Source organism: Streptococcus castoreus DSM 17536, from assembly GCF_000425025.1.
Classification (GTDB): Bacteria; Bacillota; Bacilli; order Lactobacillales; family Streptococcaceae; genus Streptococcus; species Streptococcus castoreus.
The window spans coordinates 1-16,221 of record NZ_AUKZ01000032.1 but is presented as its reverse complement, the minus strand read 5'-3'; the positions used below and the strand labels follow the sequence as shown (position 1 = coordinate 16,221).

General features: G+C 36.0%; 15 protein-coding genes. 3 read left to right on the top strand and 12 right to left on the bottom strand.

Annotated elements, in window-relative coordinates:
* On the top strand, positions 1-192 hold a 192-nt coding region (locus H346_RS10350), incomplete at its 5' end, for an IS3 family transposase (protein ID WP_425262080.1).
* 84 nt (positions 193-276) lie between these two features.
* Here the strand turns inward: H346_RS10350 and H346_RS0107695 are convergent.
* The 11 genes from H346_RS0107695 to nagB form a co-directional block, all read right to left on the bottom strand.
* Positions 277-972: a CPBP family intramembrane glutamic endopeptidase gene (locus tag H346_RS0107695; protein ID WP_027970571.1), complete on the bottom strand. Its 696-nt coding sequence runs from the start codon at positions 970-972 to the stop codon at positions 277-279.
* Positions 973-990: 18 nt separating this feature from the next.
* A complete protein-coding gene (locus H346_RS0107690) occupies positions 991-1,758 on the bottom strand; it encodes a DUF3169 family protein (RefSeq protein ID WP_027970570.1) in 768 nt (255 codons plus the stop codon).
* A complete protein-coding gene (locus tag H346_RS0107685; protein ID WP_027970569.1) occupies positions 1,739-1,975 on the bottom strand; it encodes a helix-turn-helix transcriptional regulator in 237 nt (78 codons plus the stop codon). The genes H346_RS0107690 and H346_RS0107685 overlap by 20 nt, the downstream gene beginning before the upstream one ends.
* A gap of 494 nt (positions 1,976-2,469) precedes the next feature.
* Positions 2,470-5,088, bottom strand: coding sequence for an alanine--tRNA ligase (gene alaS, locus H346_RS0107675; RefSeq protein ID WP_027970567.1), 2,619 nt, complete (start codon positions 5,086-5,088; stop codon positions 2,470-2,472).
* Between the two features lie 13 nt (positions 5,089-5,101).
* The gene (locus H346_RS0107670; protein ID WP_027970566.1) at positions 5,102-5,584 is read right to left on the bottom strand and encodes an LURP-one-related/scramblase family protein; all 483 of its coding nucleotides are present in this window, start codon (positions 5,582-5,584) and stop codon (positions 5,102-5,104) included.
* A gap of 245 nt (positions 5,585-5,829) precedes the next feature.
* Positions 5,830-6,876 (bottom strand): peptidylprolyl isomerase PrsA, encoded by a 1,047-nt coding sequence (gene prsA, locus H346_RS0107665; protein ID WP_027970565.1) that lies wholly within the window; start codon positions 6,874-6,876, stop codon positions 5,830-5,832.
* A 62-nt stretch (positions 6,877-6,938) separates the two neighbouring features.
* The gene (locus H346_RS0107660; protein ID WP_027970564.1) at positions 6,939-7,646 is read right to left on the bottom strand and encodes an O-methyltransferase; all 708 of its coding nucleotides are present in this window, start codon (positions 7,644-7,646) and stop codon (positions 6,939-6,941) included.
* A gap of 362 nt (positions 7,647-8,008) precedes the next feature.
* Positions 8,009-8,653, bottom strand: a complete 645-nt coding sequence (locus tag H346_RS0107655; RefSeq protein WP_027970563.1) for an HAD-IA family hydrolase — start codon at positions 8,651-8,653, stop codon at positions 8,009-8,011.
* A 775-nt stretch (positions 8,654-9,428) separates the two neighbouring features.
* The gene (gene pepF / locus H346_RS0107650; RefSeq protein WP_027970562.1) at positions 9,429-11,231 is read right to left on the bottom strand and encodes an oligoendopeptidase F; all 1,803 of its coding nucleotides are present in this window, start codon (positions 11,229-11,231) and stop codon (positions 9,429-9,431) included.
* An 11-nt stretch (positions 11,232-11,242) separates the two neighbouring features.
* Positions 11,243-12,196, bottom strand: coding sequence for a competence protein CoiA (locus H346_RS0107645; RefSeq protein WP_027970561.1), 954 nt, complete (start codon positions 12,194-12,196; stop codon positions 11,243-11,245).
* Between the two features lie 212 nt (positions 12,197-12,408).
* Positions 12,409-13,113, bottom strand: a complete 705-nt coding sequence (gene nagB, locus H346_RS0107640; protein ID WP_027970560.1) for a glucosamine-6-phosphate deaminase — start codon at positions 13,111-13,113, stop codon at positions 12,409-12,411.
* A 196-nt stretch (positions 13,114-13,309) separates the two neighbouring features.
* Between nagB and queA the strand changes: the two genes are divergently transcribed.
* Entirely contained in the window at positions 13,310-14,338 is a 1,029-nt protein-coding gene (gene queA, locus H346_RS0107635) for a tRNA preQ1(34) S-adenosylmethionine ribosyltransferase-isomerase QueA (protein WP_027970559.1), read from the top strand.
* Between the two features lie 9 nt (positions 14,339-14,347).
* Positions 14,348-15,553, top strand: a complete 1,206-nt coding sequence (locus H346_RS0107630; protein ID WP_027970558.1) for a DUF3114 domain-containing protein — start codon at positions 14,348-14,350, stop codon at positions 15,551-15,553.
* Between the two features lie 396 nt (positions 15,554-15,949).
* Here the strand turns inward: H346_RS0107630 and H346_RS0107625 are convergent.
* Positions 15,950-16,221: integrase core domain-containing protein (locus tag H346_RS0107625; RefSeq protein ID WP_027970557.1), on the bottom strand; the 272-nt coding region annotated here is incomplete at its 5' end.

The following is a 16,221-nucleotide window of genomic DNA, read 5'->3' as shown; positions in this document are numbered from 1 at the left end:
ATTACTCGCTCACTCAGTCAAGCTGGCTGCCCATATGACAATGCGGTAGCTGAGAGTACCTATCGTTCCTTTAAGCTTGAGTTTATCAACCAAGAAACCTTCCACTCTCTGGAAGAATTAACCCTTAAAACCAAGGATTATGTCCACTGGTGGAATCACCATCGCATCCACGGCAGTCTCACCAATGACTAGGTGAGTCATTGCTTAATAAAAACACTTTATAAATTTTGTACAGAAAAGTGTCGCCTTTTCACTCAACATCAAAAACATTTTTTCTTATAGCACTCCTAGTCCCGTTAAAAGCAAGGCAATGCTCGCTGGGAAATTATTAAAGATATGCAACAAAATTGAATCGATAAGATTTCCTCTTCGGTGGTAAGCCGTAAAAAAGACAAGTCCCATGCAGGCGTACATGATAAATTCAACTACATTCGTGGAATGTGGCAATGAAAATATTAATGACGTGACAAGTGCTCCTAAAATAGCTGATCTCCCTTTAAAGAAATAAATCATCGGAAAGCCTCTAAAAACCATTTCTTCCATCACAGGAGCGGTAAAAGAAATAACAAAGATAAACAAAAAGGTATAAAGCGGAAACCCATTCTTCATAAATCCAGACAGGGTCTGTAACGCTGCATCATTAGCGCTGACTTGTTGACCAGACCATGCTTGATTAATAAGTGTTCCAATGACGACAATAGCCCTGGCTATAACCCAAAATAAAGCAAGATACCCCCAATCACTCAATACCATTTTTTGATTTTTAATAGTCTCATCTTGCTTTCGCTGATAAATATGCCATAAGAGCGTAAGACTCACAACAACAGTAACTAAATAAGCCAGTCCAACTGTCCATTTCAAACTTAGAGGCATATCATTCTGTCGTTGTAACAATACCATTGGCACAACGTTGAAAATCATAACTAGAACAATGAGTGCAGCTGCCTTTAAACTATTAAATATAATCTTCATCAGAAGTCTCCTTTCGAATTAATGGTAGAACCGTCTCGTCATTCCTACACTCTTTACCAGCAAATAAAGCTGAATAAGAACTAAAACAAGAATAGCTGTTAATTCAACCTGACCAGTCAATAAACAAATAAAGAATAAAATAATATATAGACTGGGAATAACAATGCTATTCAACGATAAAACACTTTCAAATGATGTTTTATAACAGGCTTGAAGCTCTGCTTCATCCATCTCCATAATATTATTTCGTAGCTCTTTAATATTTGGAAAGAGTGGAACCTTCGTTCCTCGAATCGCATTATATCGCTTCATTGCTATCGCTTGGAAAGGCAATATCATTATTAAAGCCAGAAAATCCCAGATGGGAAATGCTAGCATAGCGTAATTCTTACCAATGGACAGTTTTAAACTAATCAAAATATTACACATGGCTAAAATAGAAGCTATCGTAATCAATAACATAGTATAGGAATATTTCTTATTCAATTGACGGTAAATCTTCTCGGAGTCATCATCATTCTCAATGGTATTATAAATATCCGTTGTTCTTTTTAATTGCACCAAGAAAATAAATGACAGAACCAAACTCATCCCAAATATCAGATGATTAAGGGTAAGAACTACATTAATTAATTGCTCTTTTAACAAAATAAAGGCATTTGGATTTGGTGTCTTACCAGTATAACCAAAATAGGCTCCCATTGCTCCACCGATAATTCCTCCTCCAATAGCATATAATATACTCACTCTTAAAAAACGTAAAAAACTATTCTGTTTCTTTTTCATTTTCTTTTTCCACCTCCACTAGAGTAAACACACTGTCAACAGGTTCGTTAAAGACAGTCGCAATTTTCAGTGCAATGATAATAGACGGGGTATACTCATTGCGTTCAATGAGACTGATCGTTTGTCTTGAAACACCTGCAAGTTTAGCCATTTCTGTTTGATTGATAGCATCTCTAGCCCGCAATTCTTTAAGTCGATTTTTAAGAATATACGCCATTGACTACTCCTTTTTAATAATCTGATACCTCATTTAAACAATCCTTTAAAATAAGAAAAACCATTTAACAGTAAGGTAAAGAGTGTACAAACAAGAATTATTGGGCTTAAAGAGATATTAAAAAATAAAACCCTTACTAAGTGGTAACCCAAAATAAGACTAACAAATACACTAGTAAATAAAGCTATCCACTTACTCATGTTAGGCATTTTACTTTCCATCTTCTAAATTCCTTAACTATTTTATTTTTATAGCCTTATTATAATACATTATTTTATTTTTGACAATGATCATTGTCAAAAATAAAATGATTATTGTCATTAATTAGAACATAACCAAAAGTTTGTTAAAATAAGCATCAATCGGATAGTCTAGATTCAGTTCCCAAAAATAGTGTTAAATCCAGTGTTCATTGAAATAGCTTATTTTTCTTCAAACACTCAAAAAGGCTGAAGAATAGGTTCCAAACGGACTTTTCTTTAGCCTTTATTATTTTATAAGTTTTCAGCTACTGCTGCGATAAGCATTTCAATTGCTGAAGTGTCCGCACCACCTGCCATAGCCATGTCTGCTTTACCGCCACCACGGCCTGACACAATTGGAGCTAAAACTTTAATAAGATTTCCAGCATGAACATCTTTCGTTTTACTTGCAACGAGAACATTAACTTTACTGTCCATAGCTGCTGTTAGAACTAGCACATCTGAGTAATTTTTTTGTTTCCAGTTGTCTGCAAAGGTACGAAGAGCTCCTGCATCAGACACTGCAACTTGAGTAGCAATATATGTTTTACCGTTTACTTCTTTAACATCTTTGAAGACATCATTAGCTGCCACTGCCGCTGCTTTTTCTTTTAATTCTGTATTTTCTTTTTGAAGATCACGCAAGTTTTCTGAAAGAGCAACTACTTTCGATGGTACTTGATCTATCTGTGCTACTTTAAGTGTTTGTGCCACTTCTTTAAGGACATCTTCACGTCCTCGGAAAGCTTCAAAGGCTGCTTGACCAGTCAAAGCAAGGATACGACGAGTTCCTGAACCGATACCCTCTTCTTTCACAATTTTAAATAATCCAATTTCAGATGTGTTACGAAGATGAGTACCACCACAAAGTTCTACAGAATAATCACCGATTGAAACAACACGAACAGTTTTGCCATATTTTTCGCCAAAGAGTGCCATTGCTCCCAGTGATTTTGCTGTTTCAACATCTGTTTCAACTGTTGTCACAGGGATTGCCTCCCAAATTTTTTCATTGACTTGTGTTTCAAGCGCACGTAATTCTTCAGCAGTAACCGCTTCGAAGTGGGTGAAGTCAAAACGTAAGAAACCTTCCTCATTAAGCGATCCCGCTTGCGTTGCGTGCTCACCAATGATGTTGTGTAGAGCAGCATGGAGTAAGTGTGTTGCCGTATGATTTTTCTCAACGGCAAGACGACGCTGACTGTCAACTTCAAGCGTATAACCTGTTCCTACTGAAAGACTTGCTAACACTTCCACTGTATGAAGTGCTTGACCATTTGGTGCTTTTTGAACATCAATCACACGAGCAACAATGTCACCTTTATCATTTTTCAAAATACCATGGTCAGCAACCTGCCCCCCCATTTCAGCATAGAATGGTGTTTTGTCAAATACTAAAAGTGCTTGACCTTCTGATACCGCTTCTGTCCGCTCATTATCAGCCACAATGACTGACAAGGTCGCTTCCAAAGTTTCTGTCTCATAGCTAAAGTGTGATTTTTCGGTAATGCCAGCAAGAGTTTCATTTTGCATTCCCATTGAACCACCTTTGACAACTGCAGCACGTGCACGATCTTGTTGTTTTTTCATGGCAGCTTTGAAACCGTCATGATCAATTTTGTAACCAGCATCTTCTGCCAATTCTTCTGTCAATTCAACTGGGAATCCATAAGTGTCATAAAGTTTGAAAATGTCTTTGCCTTCAAGGGTATCTTGCCCAGCTTCTTTCAACTGTGCTAGCAATTGGTCTAAATGACCTGAACCTGCATCGATAGTACGTGCAAAGGTTTCTTCCTCACGTTTAACGATTTTCTCGATGAAGTCACGTTTTTCAAGTACTTCAGGATAATAGCTTTTCATGATTTGACCAACAATCACAACTAGTTTACAAAGGAAGGTCTCATTGATACCAAGCTTGCGACCATGCATAACGGCACGACGGAGCAAACGACGAAGTACGTAACCGCGACCTTCATTACCAGGAAGGGCACCATCTCCAATTGCAAATGACAGAGCACGAATGTGGTCAGCAATAACCTTGAAGCTCATATTGTCACCATCTGGATCATAAATTTTCCCTGATAATTTTTCCACTTCACGAATAATTGGCAGGAAGAGGTCTGTCTCAAAGTTGGTCTTTGCTCCTTGGAAGATAGCCGCTAAACGTTCTAAACCAGCACCTGTATCAATGTTCTTATTAGGCAATTCCTTATATTCTGAACGTGGAACAGCTGGATCAGCGTTAAATTGTGATAACACGATATTCCAGATTTCAATATAGCGATCATTTTCAATGTCTTCAGCGAGAAGACGAATGCCAATATTATCTGGGTCAAAATCTTCCCCACGATCAAAGAAGATTTCAGTATCTGGTCCTGAAGGACCAGTTCCGATTTCCCAAAAGTTATCTTCAATTGGAATTAAGTGGCTTGGATCAACACCACAGGCAATCCAACGGTTATAAGAATCTTTGTCAGCTGGGTAATAAGTCATGAACAATTTGTCTTTATCAAACCCAAACCATTCTGGGCTTGTTAGCAGTTCAAATCCCCATTCAATCGCTTCATCACGGAAATAATCCCCAATTGAGAAATTACCAAGCATTTCAAACATGGTATGATGACGAGCAGTCTTACCAACATTTTCAATGTCATTAGTACGAATTGATTTTTGAGCATTGGTAATCCGTGGATTTTCTGGAATAACTGATCCATCAAAATATTTTTTGAGTGTCGCAACACCAGAGTTAATCCATAATAATGTTGGATCGTTAACAGGAACTAAGTTTGCTGAAGGCTCAACTGAATGTCCTTTTGATTTCCAGAAATCCAACCACATCTGGCGGATTTGAGCTGACGATAATTGTTTCATCCTTAATCTCCTCTTATTTTGAGTTCCGTTCTAATTCTTTGACGTAGTCAATGGCAATCACCAATGAAATGGTGAGGTCGCTATAAGTGTCATCATAAACAGTGATATTATAGGTGGAAGTCATGCGAAACCATTCTTGAGAAATCTCAGCGACAGCTCTGCCATTTACCAAAAGTGAAAAATCCATGTCCCAAAAATCCCCCTGAACTTCCATGTTTAAGTTCTTGATGGTGTAATGGGGCTTAAAAAGGGTAAAATCCTTTTCAATAAAAAACTGCTGTCCATTTGCTAAGCTAATCTCAAATTTTGGCAGAAAGGTCAGAAAATTTTTTTCGATGTGGCTAACCTGATTGCCTTGCATATCCAGGATTGTAAAGGTTTTTGGAATGCTCAGAAAACTACCTTCAACACGATAACACGGTATACCAAGATCATCCGTAATCGTAAATGTGCCACCAAGTGACCACATTTTTTCTTTAATTTGAAAGGTTTTCATGACAATCCTCCTTATAATAAAAGACAAATCCATCATACGAAGGGCGAAAACCGCGGTACCACCTTCATTCAATGAACTTGTCATTCTTCTTAGTTGCTTATATCTAAAATAATCACATTAAGTAGCATGTTTATCGAATCGTCCATGACTTGCAGCAACCGTCACTTTTCTAAATCTTATTCCTGATAAACAATTCTTAACCAAACTATTATAAATTTTTTTTAACGCTTCGTCAATAAAAAAATTTATTGTGCTGCAGATTCGCTTGTTTGCGTACCTGTTGTACTTTCACTTGAAGCTGCCTTACTTTGACTTGTTTCTCCAGAAGAAGACTGAGCGGTTGAGTTTCCAGTAGAAGAGGTCGTTTTAGATGTGCTAGTTGTCTTTTTATCAAGATTAGCATATTGCGCTAAGATGTTAGCAAATGCTTTATCTTTAATTTTGACATTTGCCTTATCTAACGCTTTCGCAATAACCTTGTTTTGGAAAGTCACGTTTTTAGCTTTTTCTGCTATAATAATAGCTTTCAAGCGTTTTTTATAAATTTTCCAATCTGCTTTTTTCTCAGCTTTTTTCGTTACTTTTACAATGTAGAATTTACTTCGGTAGGTTGTAGGATCTAAGACAGAAATGACTTCTGACATCTCTCCCTCTTTAAGTCCTGAGGCTGCCTTTACAACATCTGCTGGCAATTTAGTCTCACCTGAATCAAAGCTATAATTGATCTTTTTACCAGTTGCTGTTGTTTTTTCTTTTGCAATAGCAGCAAAATCTGCCCCCTCAGCTTTTAACTCTTCCAATACAGAATTGGCAGTTTCTTTATTATCAAGTGTAATCACTTCTGTTGTCATTGTTGGGCTGTAAGATTCGTAAGCTTTTTTATAAGCATCATCTGTCAACTCTTTTTTAACAGCTTCTTTTACAGCGTACTCAACCAATTTTGATGAGCGAATTTGACGCTTATACGTTTCTGGTGTCAAACTTGATTGTGCCAAAGCAGCAGAAAAAGAGGCACCGTATTGGTTAGCAGTTTTATTATAGGCCGCTTCGACTTCCTTGTTAGAAACCTTATCCCCATATTGAGCCTCAAAGACACGACTAATTACAAGATTCAACATCGCTTGCTGTGAAACTTTAGTGTTTTTAGTTTCATTATAAAAGTCACTAACACTAATAGTGTCACCTTTCATTGAAATGAGTTTGGTATTATCATTTGTTGACTGACAAGCTGCTAAAGTCATCACTGATGCTAAAGTTATCATCCCAGAGATGAGTTTGTTTGATTTTTTCATTTACTTATGAACTCCTTTTTATCATTAACTCGTATATTATAACATAAATTCTTAAAACTAACTTAATCTGCTAATATTATATTCTCTTGATTTTTACGAATCATTAAAAGACCATCACTAAGAGGGACAAGACTTGCTGTTAAATTGGGATTATCTAAAGTCGTCTCAAATAGAGATTGCAATCCACGATAAATGGTCCGCTGCCCTCTACGAACTTCTTCGATCGATTTGGTAATATCACCACCTTGAAAAACGTCGTCCATGATAATGACACCGCCAACTACTAACCGTTTTAAAACTTCTGGTAGAAAGACAATATATTTAGATTTAGCTGAGTCCATAAAAACAAAATCAAAATCACCATCAAGATCTGCCAAAATATCCGAAGCCTCTCCTTCCAGAAGCTTAATTTGATGACGGCTATCATATTTAGCTAGATTTTCTTTGGCAAAGCCAATCATTTCTGGATTACGATCAATAGTAATAATCTCTGCATCAGGTGCATTTTCAGCCATTAGAAGAGCTGAAAACCCAATTGCTGTGCCTATTTCAAGAATTTTCTTAGGCTGTAGTGTTTGCAATAAAAATCTAAAATAAGCAACAACCTCAGGTTGAATAATTGGAATATTTTCTCTTCTGGCAAAATTCTCCAATTCTGCTAAAAAACCTGTATTTTTCTTTTGATGTGTTCGCATGTAATGAACAAGCTCTTCCTTGACAACAGGACGACGCATGTTATGATTCGCATTTTTACTGTATGATTTAACCATGGAATTAGCATATCACAGGCAATCAGAAAGTGTCAAGATTATTGCTATTCCCGGCTTTCAAGATTTCTAATCTACATTTCTATCAATAGCAATAGGGCAACATCTTACTTGTATCACACGAACATCTCACTTATCTTCTAGCAGACAGAAACACTAAAGCCCTTTATTAAAGCTTTGTTCTCCTATGGTAATGTCATCAATCGTCCATAATACCACGACCACCTCTGAAACAAATTTTGTTCTCTAACTCACTATAATGAATTATATAAGACATAATTGTTTTAAATAACTTTCTTATTTCAATTTTATAGCCTTTCATAAGTTCGTCAATAAACCATCTGGCTAATGCACTCAAGCAATTCTTACAAAATAATTTCGCTTTGTTTGCTAATAATATTTGGCAGAAGGTCTAAAATATCGCTCAAATCATCAATCTTTTGATTCGTTTTGCCACTTGAACAAGTCAAATTGAGTGAACGAATACCTGCATTTTCTGCTGCCTGCACATCTAGTAACCGATCTCCAATATAGTAAGTAGTTTCTTTAGCCATCTCATAACGATAAATAAGATACTCAAGCCCTTCAGGACTAGGTTTGCGTCGAAAACCATTTTCTGCTGTCACGACTTCCGTAAAATAAGAAGCGATCCCCAATTCTTCTAAAACACGAACCGTGGTTTTCCCTTTATGCGTAAGTATATAATGTCTAATCCCTTTTTGGGCTGTTTTCTGTAAAACCTCCCTCGTCGCTGGCTTGAGTTGAATCATATGGTCACGCGCTTCTTGCTCACGATTGAAAAATGCAAGTAATTCCTTAGCTGGCAAACCTTTTTCCTGAGCTAACTTTTGCAAAAGATTACCAATAGATTCTTTAATAATATAAGTCATCACCCAATCCTCATCAAAGGGCACATTATAAGTTTGATAAAGTAATACCAAAACGTCTCTAATAGCTTGGCTAGATTCTACTAAAGTTCCATCAAAATCCCAAATAAAATGAACTGTCACAACTATTTTTCTCCTAGGTCAATTCTCCAGTAGCGAACAATCTTTTATCCTGCTAAAGATGCTACTGGAGAATCCCTTAGCCTGAATAACGCCTTCTAAAACACCACCTACTTTTAACGATTCGCCGACTCGCTATATTAGCTTGATCAATTATGCCCTACCCGTATGCCTATCTTACGATAACATTCCAAGACAAAGGGAAATAAGTTCGGTCATTATTTTTGACCGCGATAATCAATACGCGTTACATAGCCAATGTGACCGCCAATTATTGCTGCCGGTTTCTTTCTCCAAAAAGGAATAATAGTGAGTATTTATGGACCAAGCAAGGTTATCTGTTTGCATCTCAAAACACTCCGATTTTTTCAAAAGGAGGAAATATTATCTCAATAAAGAAATTACCGGTTGTTAGTTCTGCTATCAAAATAGTTTAAAACTTTTCAAAAGTCCCCCGATTTTTTCGTATATCTATGATTCCTCATTTCTGATCGCCCTCATTATAACATAAACAAGTAGCAACATGATGACTCGAGAATATTAGGAACATCACAATTCATAAAACAAGCTACTAAAACCATCATGCCATCTCTTTTAAGACTAAACTCACTCTTAAAAAATATTTACAATAGTCAGTCAACTACTATCTCTTTTTGATATTTGAGTTTTACCAAAAACTCCTACGAATGAAATCAACTTTATTTAATTCTAAATAGATATTTCTTTTGGGAAATCCAAAAATAAGAGATAGCCTCAAAAGCCATCTCCTATTATGACATTATTTATGGATACCTTTGGCAACAAGGGTTTCTAACTCTATTAAGCGTTCTTCAAAGATCTTAAAAGCAGCCTCTAAATAATCCCCTTTAGTCATATCAACACCAGCTCTAGCAATCACTTCAAGTGGGTAATCAGAATTTCCTGATTTGAGGTAAGTCAAGTAATGGTCAATATCGTCCTTTGTTCCATGAACAATTTTATCTGCTAAATAACTTGCCGCAGCAAAGCCGGTTGCATATTGATAGACATAATAATTATAATAGAAATGAGGAATACGTGCCCACTCATATTGAATAAAATGATTATTTTCTTTACTAAGACCATAATATTTTTCATTTAAACCAGCATATAACTGGCTAAGGTACTCACTGGTTAAAACTTCTCCTCTTTGATCAGCTTGGTGGATAGCATGTTCAAACTCAGCAAATTGTGTTTGGCGGAAAACTGTTCCACGAAAACCATCTAGGTAATGATTCAAAATAGCAAAGCGTTCTTTGTCATTTTGAACTTCATTAAGAAGAGCTTCTGTCATAATGTTTTCATTAGTTGTTGACGCAATTTCTGCCAAGAAGATACTATAATCCCCATAAACATAAGGTTGTGTTTCACGCGTAAAAGTAGAATGCAAGCTATGCCCTGTTTCATGAACAAGTGTATAAAGATTATCGAGTGTATCTTGCCAATTTAAAAGCATAAAAGCATTGGTATCATAAGAACCACCTGAATAAGCACCCGAACGTTTTCCTTTATTAACATGCACATCAATCCAACGTTCTGTGAAAGCACGGTGTACACGATCCGCATAATCTTTACCAAAAATAGCCAAAACTTCCTCTGCTTTTTCTAAGGCCTCATCATAGCCAATGGCAAGATCTGTTTCTGATAATGGTGTGTAAACATCATACATCTTCAAATCATCTAACCCAAGAACTTCTTGACGAAGTTTCAAATAACGATGTAAAAGTGGCAAATGCTTATTAACCGTTTCTAACAAGGTGTCATAAACTGCCTCTGGAATAAAGTTAGCAGCCATTGCCGCCTGACGAGCTGAATTATATTTATGAACACGTGCCTTATAATTTTGCACTTTTACATTTGTTTGTAAGGTTTTAGCGTAAGTGTGTTGAAACTGTTCATAGGTACGATACATAGCTTCATAAGCGGCTTGACGAACACTACGATCTTTAGATTCCATTAAGCTGATAAAATTACCATGAGTTAGTTCAACATTTTCTCCCTTATCATTTTTAACAACTGGAAAGACAAGGTCAGCATTATCAAGAATACTAAAGGTTTCTTCAGCACCATTGAAAATTTCTTGAGCACCAGCCAGTAATTCTTCTTCAACTTGGGTAAGAACATGGTCGCGGGTTTTGAATAATTTATCAAAAAAGTGATCATACCCTTTTAATTCAGGAGTTTCAGTAAGAAAAGCTTGGTATTCTTCTTGGCTAAGCGTCATTACTTCTGGATCATAAAATGAAAAAACTTCACTAAATTTAGCATACAAACCTGAAGCCTTAGCTTGGTATTCTTGATACTTAGCAACAGTGGTATCTTGGTCATTTTTCATGTGAGCATAGACATAAACTTTCTCCACACAACGGGCTAATTCTAAATAAGTCTCTGTCATTTTTAAAAGGTTAGTACTAGAATCTAATAAATGGCCTGCAAAAGCCTTAGCAGCCTCAATATCAGTTACCAACCTGCTAATCTCTTCTTCCCAAATATCATCTGTTGCAAAAATAGTACTCAAATCCCAAGTATACTTTTCTTCTAAATGGCTACGATTGTCTACCATATAAATTCTCCTTATTTTTGATTATTATCTATTTTAGCATAATATTTGGGTGAAAAAAGCGTTTGCACCTTCTTATTTGATTCTTTTTTATAATAGGATTTAAAAAAAGAATAATAAGCCCTTAAATCCTCATGAATTTGACAAAAACCGGCTGTGGACTGAACAGGTCTCAACTGAGGGTAAAAAGCATCAATAGGTAAAGTAAGTAAATTTTTTCCTGCTAAATAGGCCTTTTCTTGTCTTTGCAACCACTTAGGGTGTTTGGCAAGCAATGCTCTCTGAATCATTATAGACAGCTTTGGGTTCATAACCTGTTGATACGAAAATAGCGGCTGCTGTTGATAAGGAAAACGCAAAAAAGTTATAAGATTATTTTCTAAAGATACACTTTTAGTTAAGTAAGTTACATTACCAAATAAATCCTCATGAATCAGGTATTTTAAACGCAAGACATTTTGTTCCAAGTCCAATTCCCACAAATGAAAGCCAATCGTTTGAGAAAAATAGAGACATTGTTTTTGCAAGGCAGTTAGTTTTTGTTTAAGCCAGAGTTTTTTTCCTAACAACCAACGAACTTCATAACCATGTTGCTGATAGGCTCTAGTGCGCTCTATTAAGCGTTCGATTGGCAACGAACTACACTGAATTTCTAAAGCTAACTTAGTATTAACCAAAAGGTCTGCGATTTGACAAAAGCTGGGGAAGTATTTCTCAACACAAACTTCTTCTGTATTAGCAAGGCTCGCATACATTTTTGCTTTCAAGTGTAAATGTTCTTCAGATTCATTTTCCATTTGAAATCGACAGTGCTCTAGTTGAATATGGGCAAAATGTGGTCGTATCATTTTACCATTTCGTAATCTTACTGGTAAATAACAGCCCGGGCAACGAAAAGCCTGATTTTCTGGAATTTCTTGATTTAGTAAAGAAATAATCTGATTTGATTCATTTAAAGCTGTTAACATCTGCCACCTCATTTTATCTCTCATCTTATTTATTCGAAAAAAACAGCAAAAATGAAAGATCATCCAAATCTTTTCTCCAGTTAAACAAGGTTAGCAAGTCACAAAAATAATGATTGTATGCTTTAAAAAAATACTTAACCCATAATCAAAAAAAGAAAAAGAGTTAGAAAAGACGTTAATTAATCGAACTTTTCCACTCTTTTATTCTATTATTAGGCTAATTTTGAGGCAGCTGCTTCATCCACAATAACAATAATATTCTCATGTTTTTGGAGAACACTCGCTGGAAGATCTTCTGTGATAGATCCAGAAATCATCCCTTTAATAGCATCAGCTTTTTCTTCCCCAAAGGCAAGAAGGACAATCATTTTTGATTTCATGATAGAAGCAATTCCCATAGAGATAGCTTGTTTAGGAACATCTTCAATACTTGTAAAAAAACGACTATTGGCTTCTATTGTTGATTCTTGAAGATTAACAATATGTGTTTCTTCTTCAAAAGACGTTCCAGGTTCATTAAAACCAATGTGACCATTACGTCCAATACCAAGTATTTGAAAATCAATAGGATGTTCTGCAATAATTTGGTCATAGCGCTTTACTTCTGCTTCTAAATCAGTCGCCAAACCATTTGGTATGAAATTCTTTTTGAAAGGTTTTGCATCAAAGAGAATTTGTCGCATAAAATAGTTATAACTCTGAGCATTTTCTGTAGAAAGACCAACATATTCATCTAAATTAATACTCGTCATTTCTAAAAAATCTAAAGAACTTTTTACCATTTCTTGATAAAAGCTAATTGGAGAACTTCCTGTTGCCAATCCCAACGTCTTAGCACCTTTTGCTAAGCTTTCTTTTAATAAGTTAAACGCAACTTTGCCCCCTTCAAGTTGATCTTGAACACGAATAATTTTCATCAGATTCTCCTTATTTAGTTTAATTGGTATAGACCTATTTGCTATTATTTTATGGTATATACCAATTATTGTCAAGTTATTTGCTTCGTTTTTCCTAAAAAGATTAAAGATGACGACTACGTCGACAAGTGATATAATGAAAAGGATTTCGTTTAATAAGATTTAATCTGCTGTTAGCAAATTTTAAGGAGTATCAATGAATACAAATGATTTTGATTTTGAGTTACCCGAAGAACTTATCGCTCAAATGCCATTGGAAAAAAGAGATAGTTCAAAACTTTTAATTATTGACCACAAGAAAAAGACCATGGTGGATAGTCATTTTGACCATATTATTGACCAATTAAATCCTGGCGACGCGCTCGTCATGAATAATACCCGCGTTTTGCCTGCCCGACTTTATGGTGAAAAACTTCATACCCATGGACATGTTGAATTACTTTTATTAAAAAATATCCAAGGAGATCAATGGGAAGTCTTAGCTAGACCAGCTAAACGCCTCAAAGTCGGTAGTCAAGTTCATTTTGGTGATGGGCGTTTAAAGGCAACAATTATTGAAGAATTGGAACATGGTGGGCGCATTGTTAAGTTTAGCTACAATGGTATTTTCCTAGAAGTTTTAGAAAGCCTCGGGGAAATGCCACTACCTCCTTATATTCACGAAAAATTGGATGATGCTGAACGTTATCAAACCGTCTATGCTAAAGAAAATGGTTCTGCAGCTGCTCCGACTGCCGGCTTGCATTTCACGACAGAATTACTTCAAAAAATCGAAGCCAAAGGGGTACATTTGGTTTATTTGACCCTACATGTGGGACTTGGCACCTTTAGACCTGTTTCTGTGGATAATCTTGATAATCATGATATGCACTCTGAGTTTTATTCTCTATCAGAAGTAGCTGCGCAAACTTTGCGTAACGTCAAAAAGGCAGGGGGACGTGTCATCGCTGTGGGAACAACTTCAATTCGCACCTTAGAAACAATCGGTAGCAAATTCCAAGGAGAAATCAAAGCAGATTCCGGCTGGACTAATATTTTCATTAAGCCAGGCTATCAATTCACTGTTGTTGATGCTTTTTCAACCAATTTTCACCTCCCTAAATCAACTCTTGTTATGCTGGTATCTGCCTTTGCTGGACGTGAATTTGTTCTTGAAGCCTATCAACATGCGGTGGATGAAAAGTACCGCTTCTTTAGTTTCGGCGACGCTATGTTTGTGAAGTAAATAAAAGTTATGAAAAGACTTGAAAAATGGCTATGCTTCTTTCTTTTTCTCACCTTCTGCGTTAGCTTTATACAAAAGGACTATAAACGTTTAAAATTTGAAAAAGACCATAAAGCTTATCACGACTTGATGATTTCCTTTTATCAAAACCACTCTAACGCACAACAGTTTAGTTTTTCAGAAAGTTTTCATCTTCGACACAACTTGCTTTCTTATGCTAAAAAACTTAACCAAGATGGTTGGTCTTATCAAGCCATCAAAAAAGGATTTTTCCCCCAACTGAAATCCAGAGGTAAGACCTATACTTTTGATGAGACTTATCGCAACATCCGGATCGTGGGGTCTCCCGAATTCAAGAAACTCTGGTATCAACAGCTGATGGCTCAAAATCCAAAAGAAGCTGAGAAATTGTTGCGGCTGCTATTAACCTATTTAAAAATGCCCAAAAACTTAACTGGACAGGCAACCAAAACTCAAAACGTGATGAACCATTTAAGCCCCGATCTATCACCGATGGATCCTTTTTGGGATCAACTATCTGCTCTTGTTCAACGTTACTATACCAATCTCAACCATATTCCTTATAGCATTTTTAATCGACAAATTCATCAACTCCGCTATATTTTGTCCACGCAACAGGTTGAATGGGTTCGTTCTCATTATGGAAAAAAAGGAGAAACTGACGCCAAGGCATTAGCAAAATACTTGGCTACTCTAGAGGATTCCGATTACGACCTTTATGAATCTGCTAGATACCATAATAAAGTAGCTAGTATTTTAGATACCAATGGTAATCACCAAGCCGTTTATTCCGATAATATTCCACAATCCAACTACAAAGTTCTAATCCATTTTCATTCTGAATTTATCCTATCTGAGTCAGGACAATTTCTAGTTGCTCTAGACCCTAAAAATTTAACACACAACAGTATTATCAATGGCGCCTCTTTTAATTACGCTAATCAAAATGATGGTTTGCATCGCTTATTGGATATTGAACCCATTATGCTATTTGATCCCGATTTTATCGACAAAGCAACAAACAGCCCTGAAGCTACCTTTTTAGTTCCTGACTTGACTCAACAAAGAGATAAACACAATTCTATTTACAGTCGAAATGGCAAATCTTCTAAACAATTAACACATGCAGCAATCAAGAAATTCCAAAGATTAATTTACCACTATCAAGAAATAATTGACAAAACATTTAATTGAAAAGTTCGGTATTAAACTAACAAAATAACGTTTGAAACTTTTAAGTATTCAAGCGTTTTTCATTATTATCATAAAATTTACTGCTTTTAATATATCAAACTAATAACAGAATATTATATTCTTTACTTCTATTAACTTTTGTTTGCTATATTTGGGTTTGCTTTATGCCATTCATTAATGACATCGGTTAAATTAACAAATTATGCATAACCAAGCTTTCTAAATTTCTATTGCCCGCCCTGATAAGCTGAATAAAGAACAACTAGGTAAAAAAGTATCACACACAATAGTAGCAATATTTAAACCCTCTCCAATTTAGCCTGTTTTAAAGTGATTAGAACCACTGATGATTGAAAAGGCAACACTTTTCTGTACAAAATTTATAAAGTGTTTTTGTTAAACGATTGCTCTTTTAGTCATGGGTGTTTGGTAATTAAGAGTGCTGTGGATGCGATGGTGATTCCACCAGTGGACATAATCCTTAGTTTTAAGGGTTAATTCTTCCAGAGAGCGGAAGTTTTCTTGGTTGATAAACTCCAGTTTGAAGGAGCGATAGGTACTCTCAGCTACCGCATTGTCATAAGGACAACCCGCTTGACTCAGCGAACGTGTGATGCCAAAGGCTTCTAACATCTCATCAATCAAGGCATTATCAAACTCCTTACCAC

Excerpts from the sequence above, each read along its gene's own strand:
- H346_RS0107695 (WP_027970571.1), bottom strand. The coding sequence starts at position 972 with ATGAAGATTATATTTAATAGTTTAAAGGCAGCTGCACTCATTGTTCTA.
- H346_RS0107630 (WP_027970558.1), top strand. The coding sequence starts at position 14,348 with ATGAAAAGACTTGAAAAATGGCTATGCTTCTTTCTTTTTCTCACCTTC.
- pepF (WP_027970562.1), bottom strand. The coding sequence starts at position 11,231 with ATGGTAGACAATCGTAGCCATTTAGAAGAAAAGTATACTTGGGATTTG.
- nagB (WP_027970560.1), bottom strand. The coding sequence starts at position 13,113 with ATGAAAATTATTCGTGTTCAAGATCAACTTGAAGGGGGCAAAGTTGCG.
- alaS (WP_027970567.1), bottom strand. The coding sequence starts at position 5,088 with ATGAAACAATTATCGTCAGCTCAAATCCGCCAGATGTGGTTGGATTTC.
- H346_RS0107645 (WP_027970561.1), bottom strand. The coding sequence starts at position 12,196 with ATGTTAACAGCTTTAAATGAATCAAATCAGATTATTTCTTTACTAAAT.
- H346_RS0107690 (WP_027970570.1), bottom strand. The coding sequence starts at position 1,758 with ATGAAAAAGAAACAGAATAGTTTTTTACGTTTTTTAAGAGTGAGTATA.
- queA (WP_027970559.1), top strand. The coding sequence starts at position 13,310 with ATGAATACAAATGATTTTGATTTTGAGTTACCCGAAGAACTTATCGCT.
- prsA (WP_027970565.1), bottom strand. The coding sequence starts at position 6,876 with ATGAAAAAATCAAACAAACTCATCTCTGGGATGATAACTTTAGCATCA.
- H346_RS0107670 (WP_027970566.1), bottom strand. The coding sequence starts at position 5,584 with ATGAAAACCTTTCAAATTAAAGAAAAAATGTGGTCACTTGGTGGCACA.
- H346_RS0107660 (WP_027970564.1), bottom strand. The coding sequence starts at position 7,646 with ATGGTTAAATCATACAGTAAAAATGCGAATCATAACATGCGTCGTCCT.
- H346_RS0107685 (WP_027970569.1), bottom strand. The coding sequence starts at position 1,975 with ATGGCGTATATTCTTAAAAATCGACTTAAAGAATTGCGGGCTAGAGAT.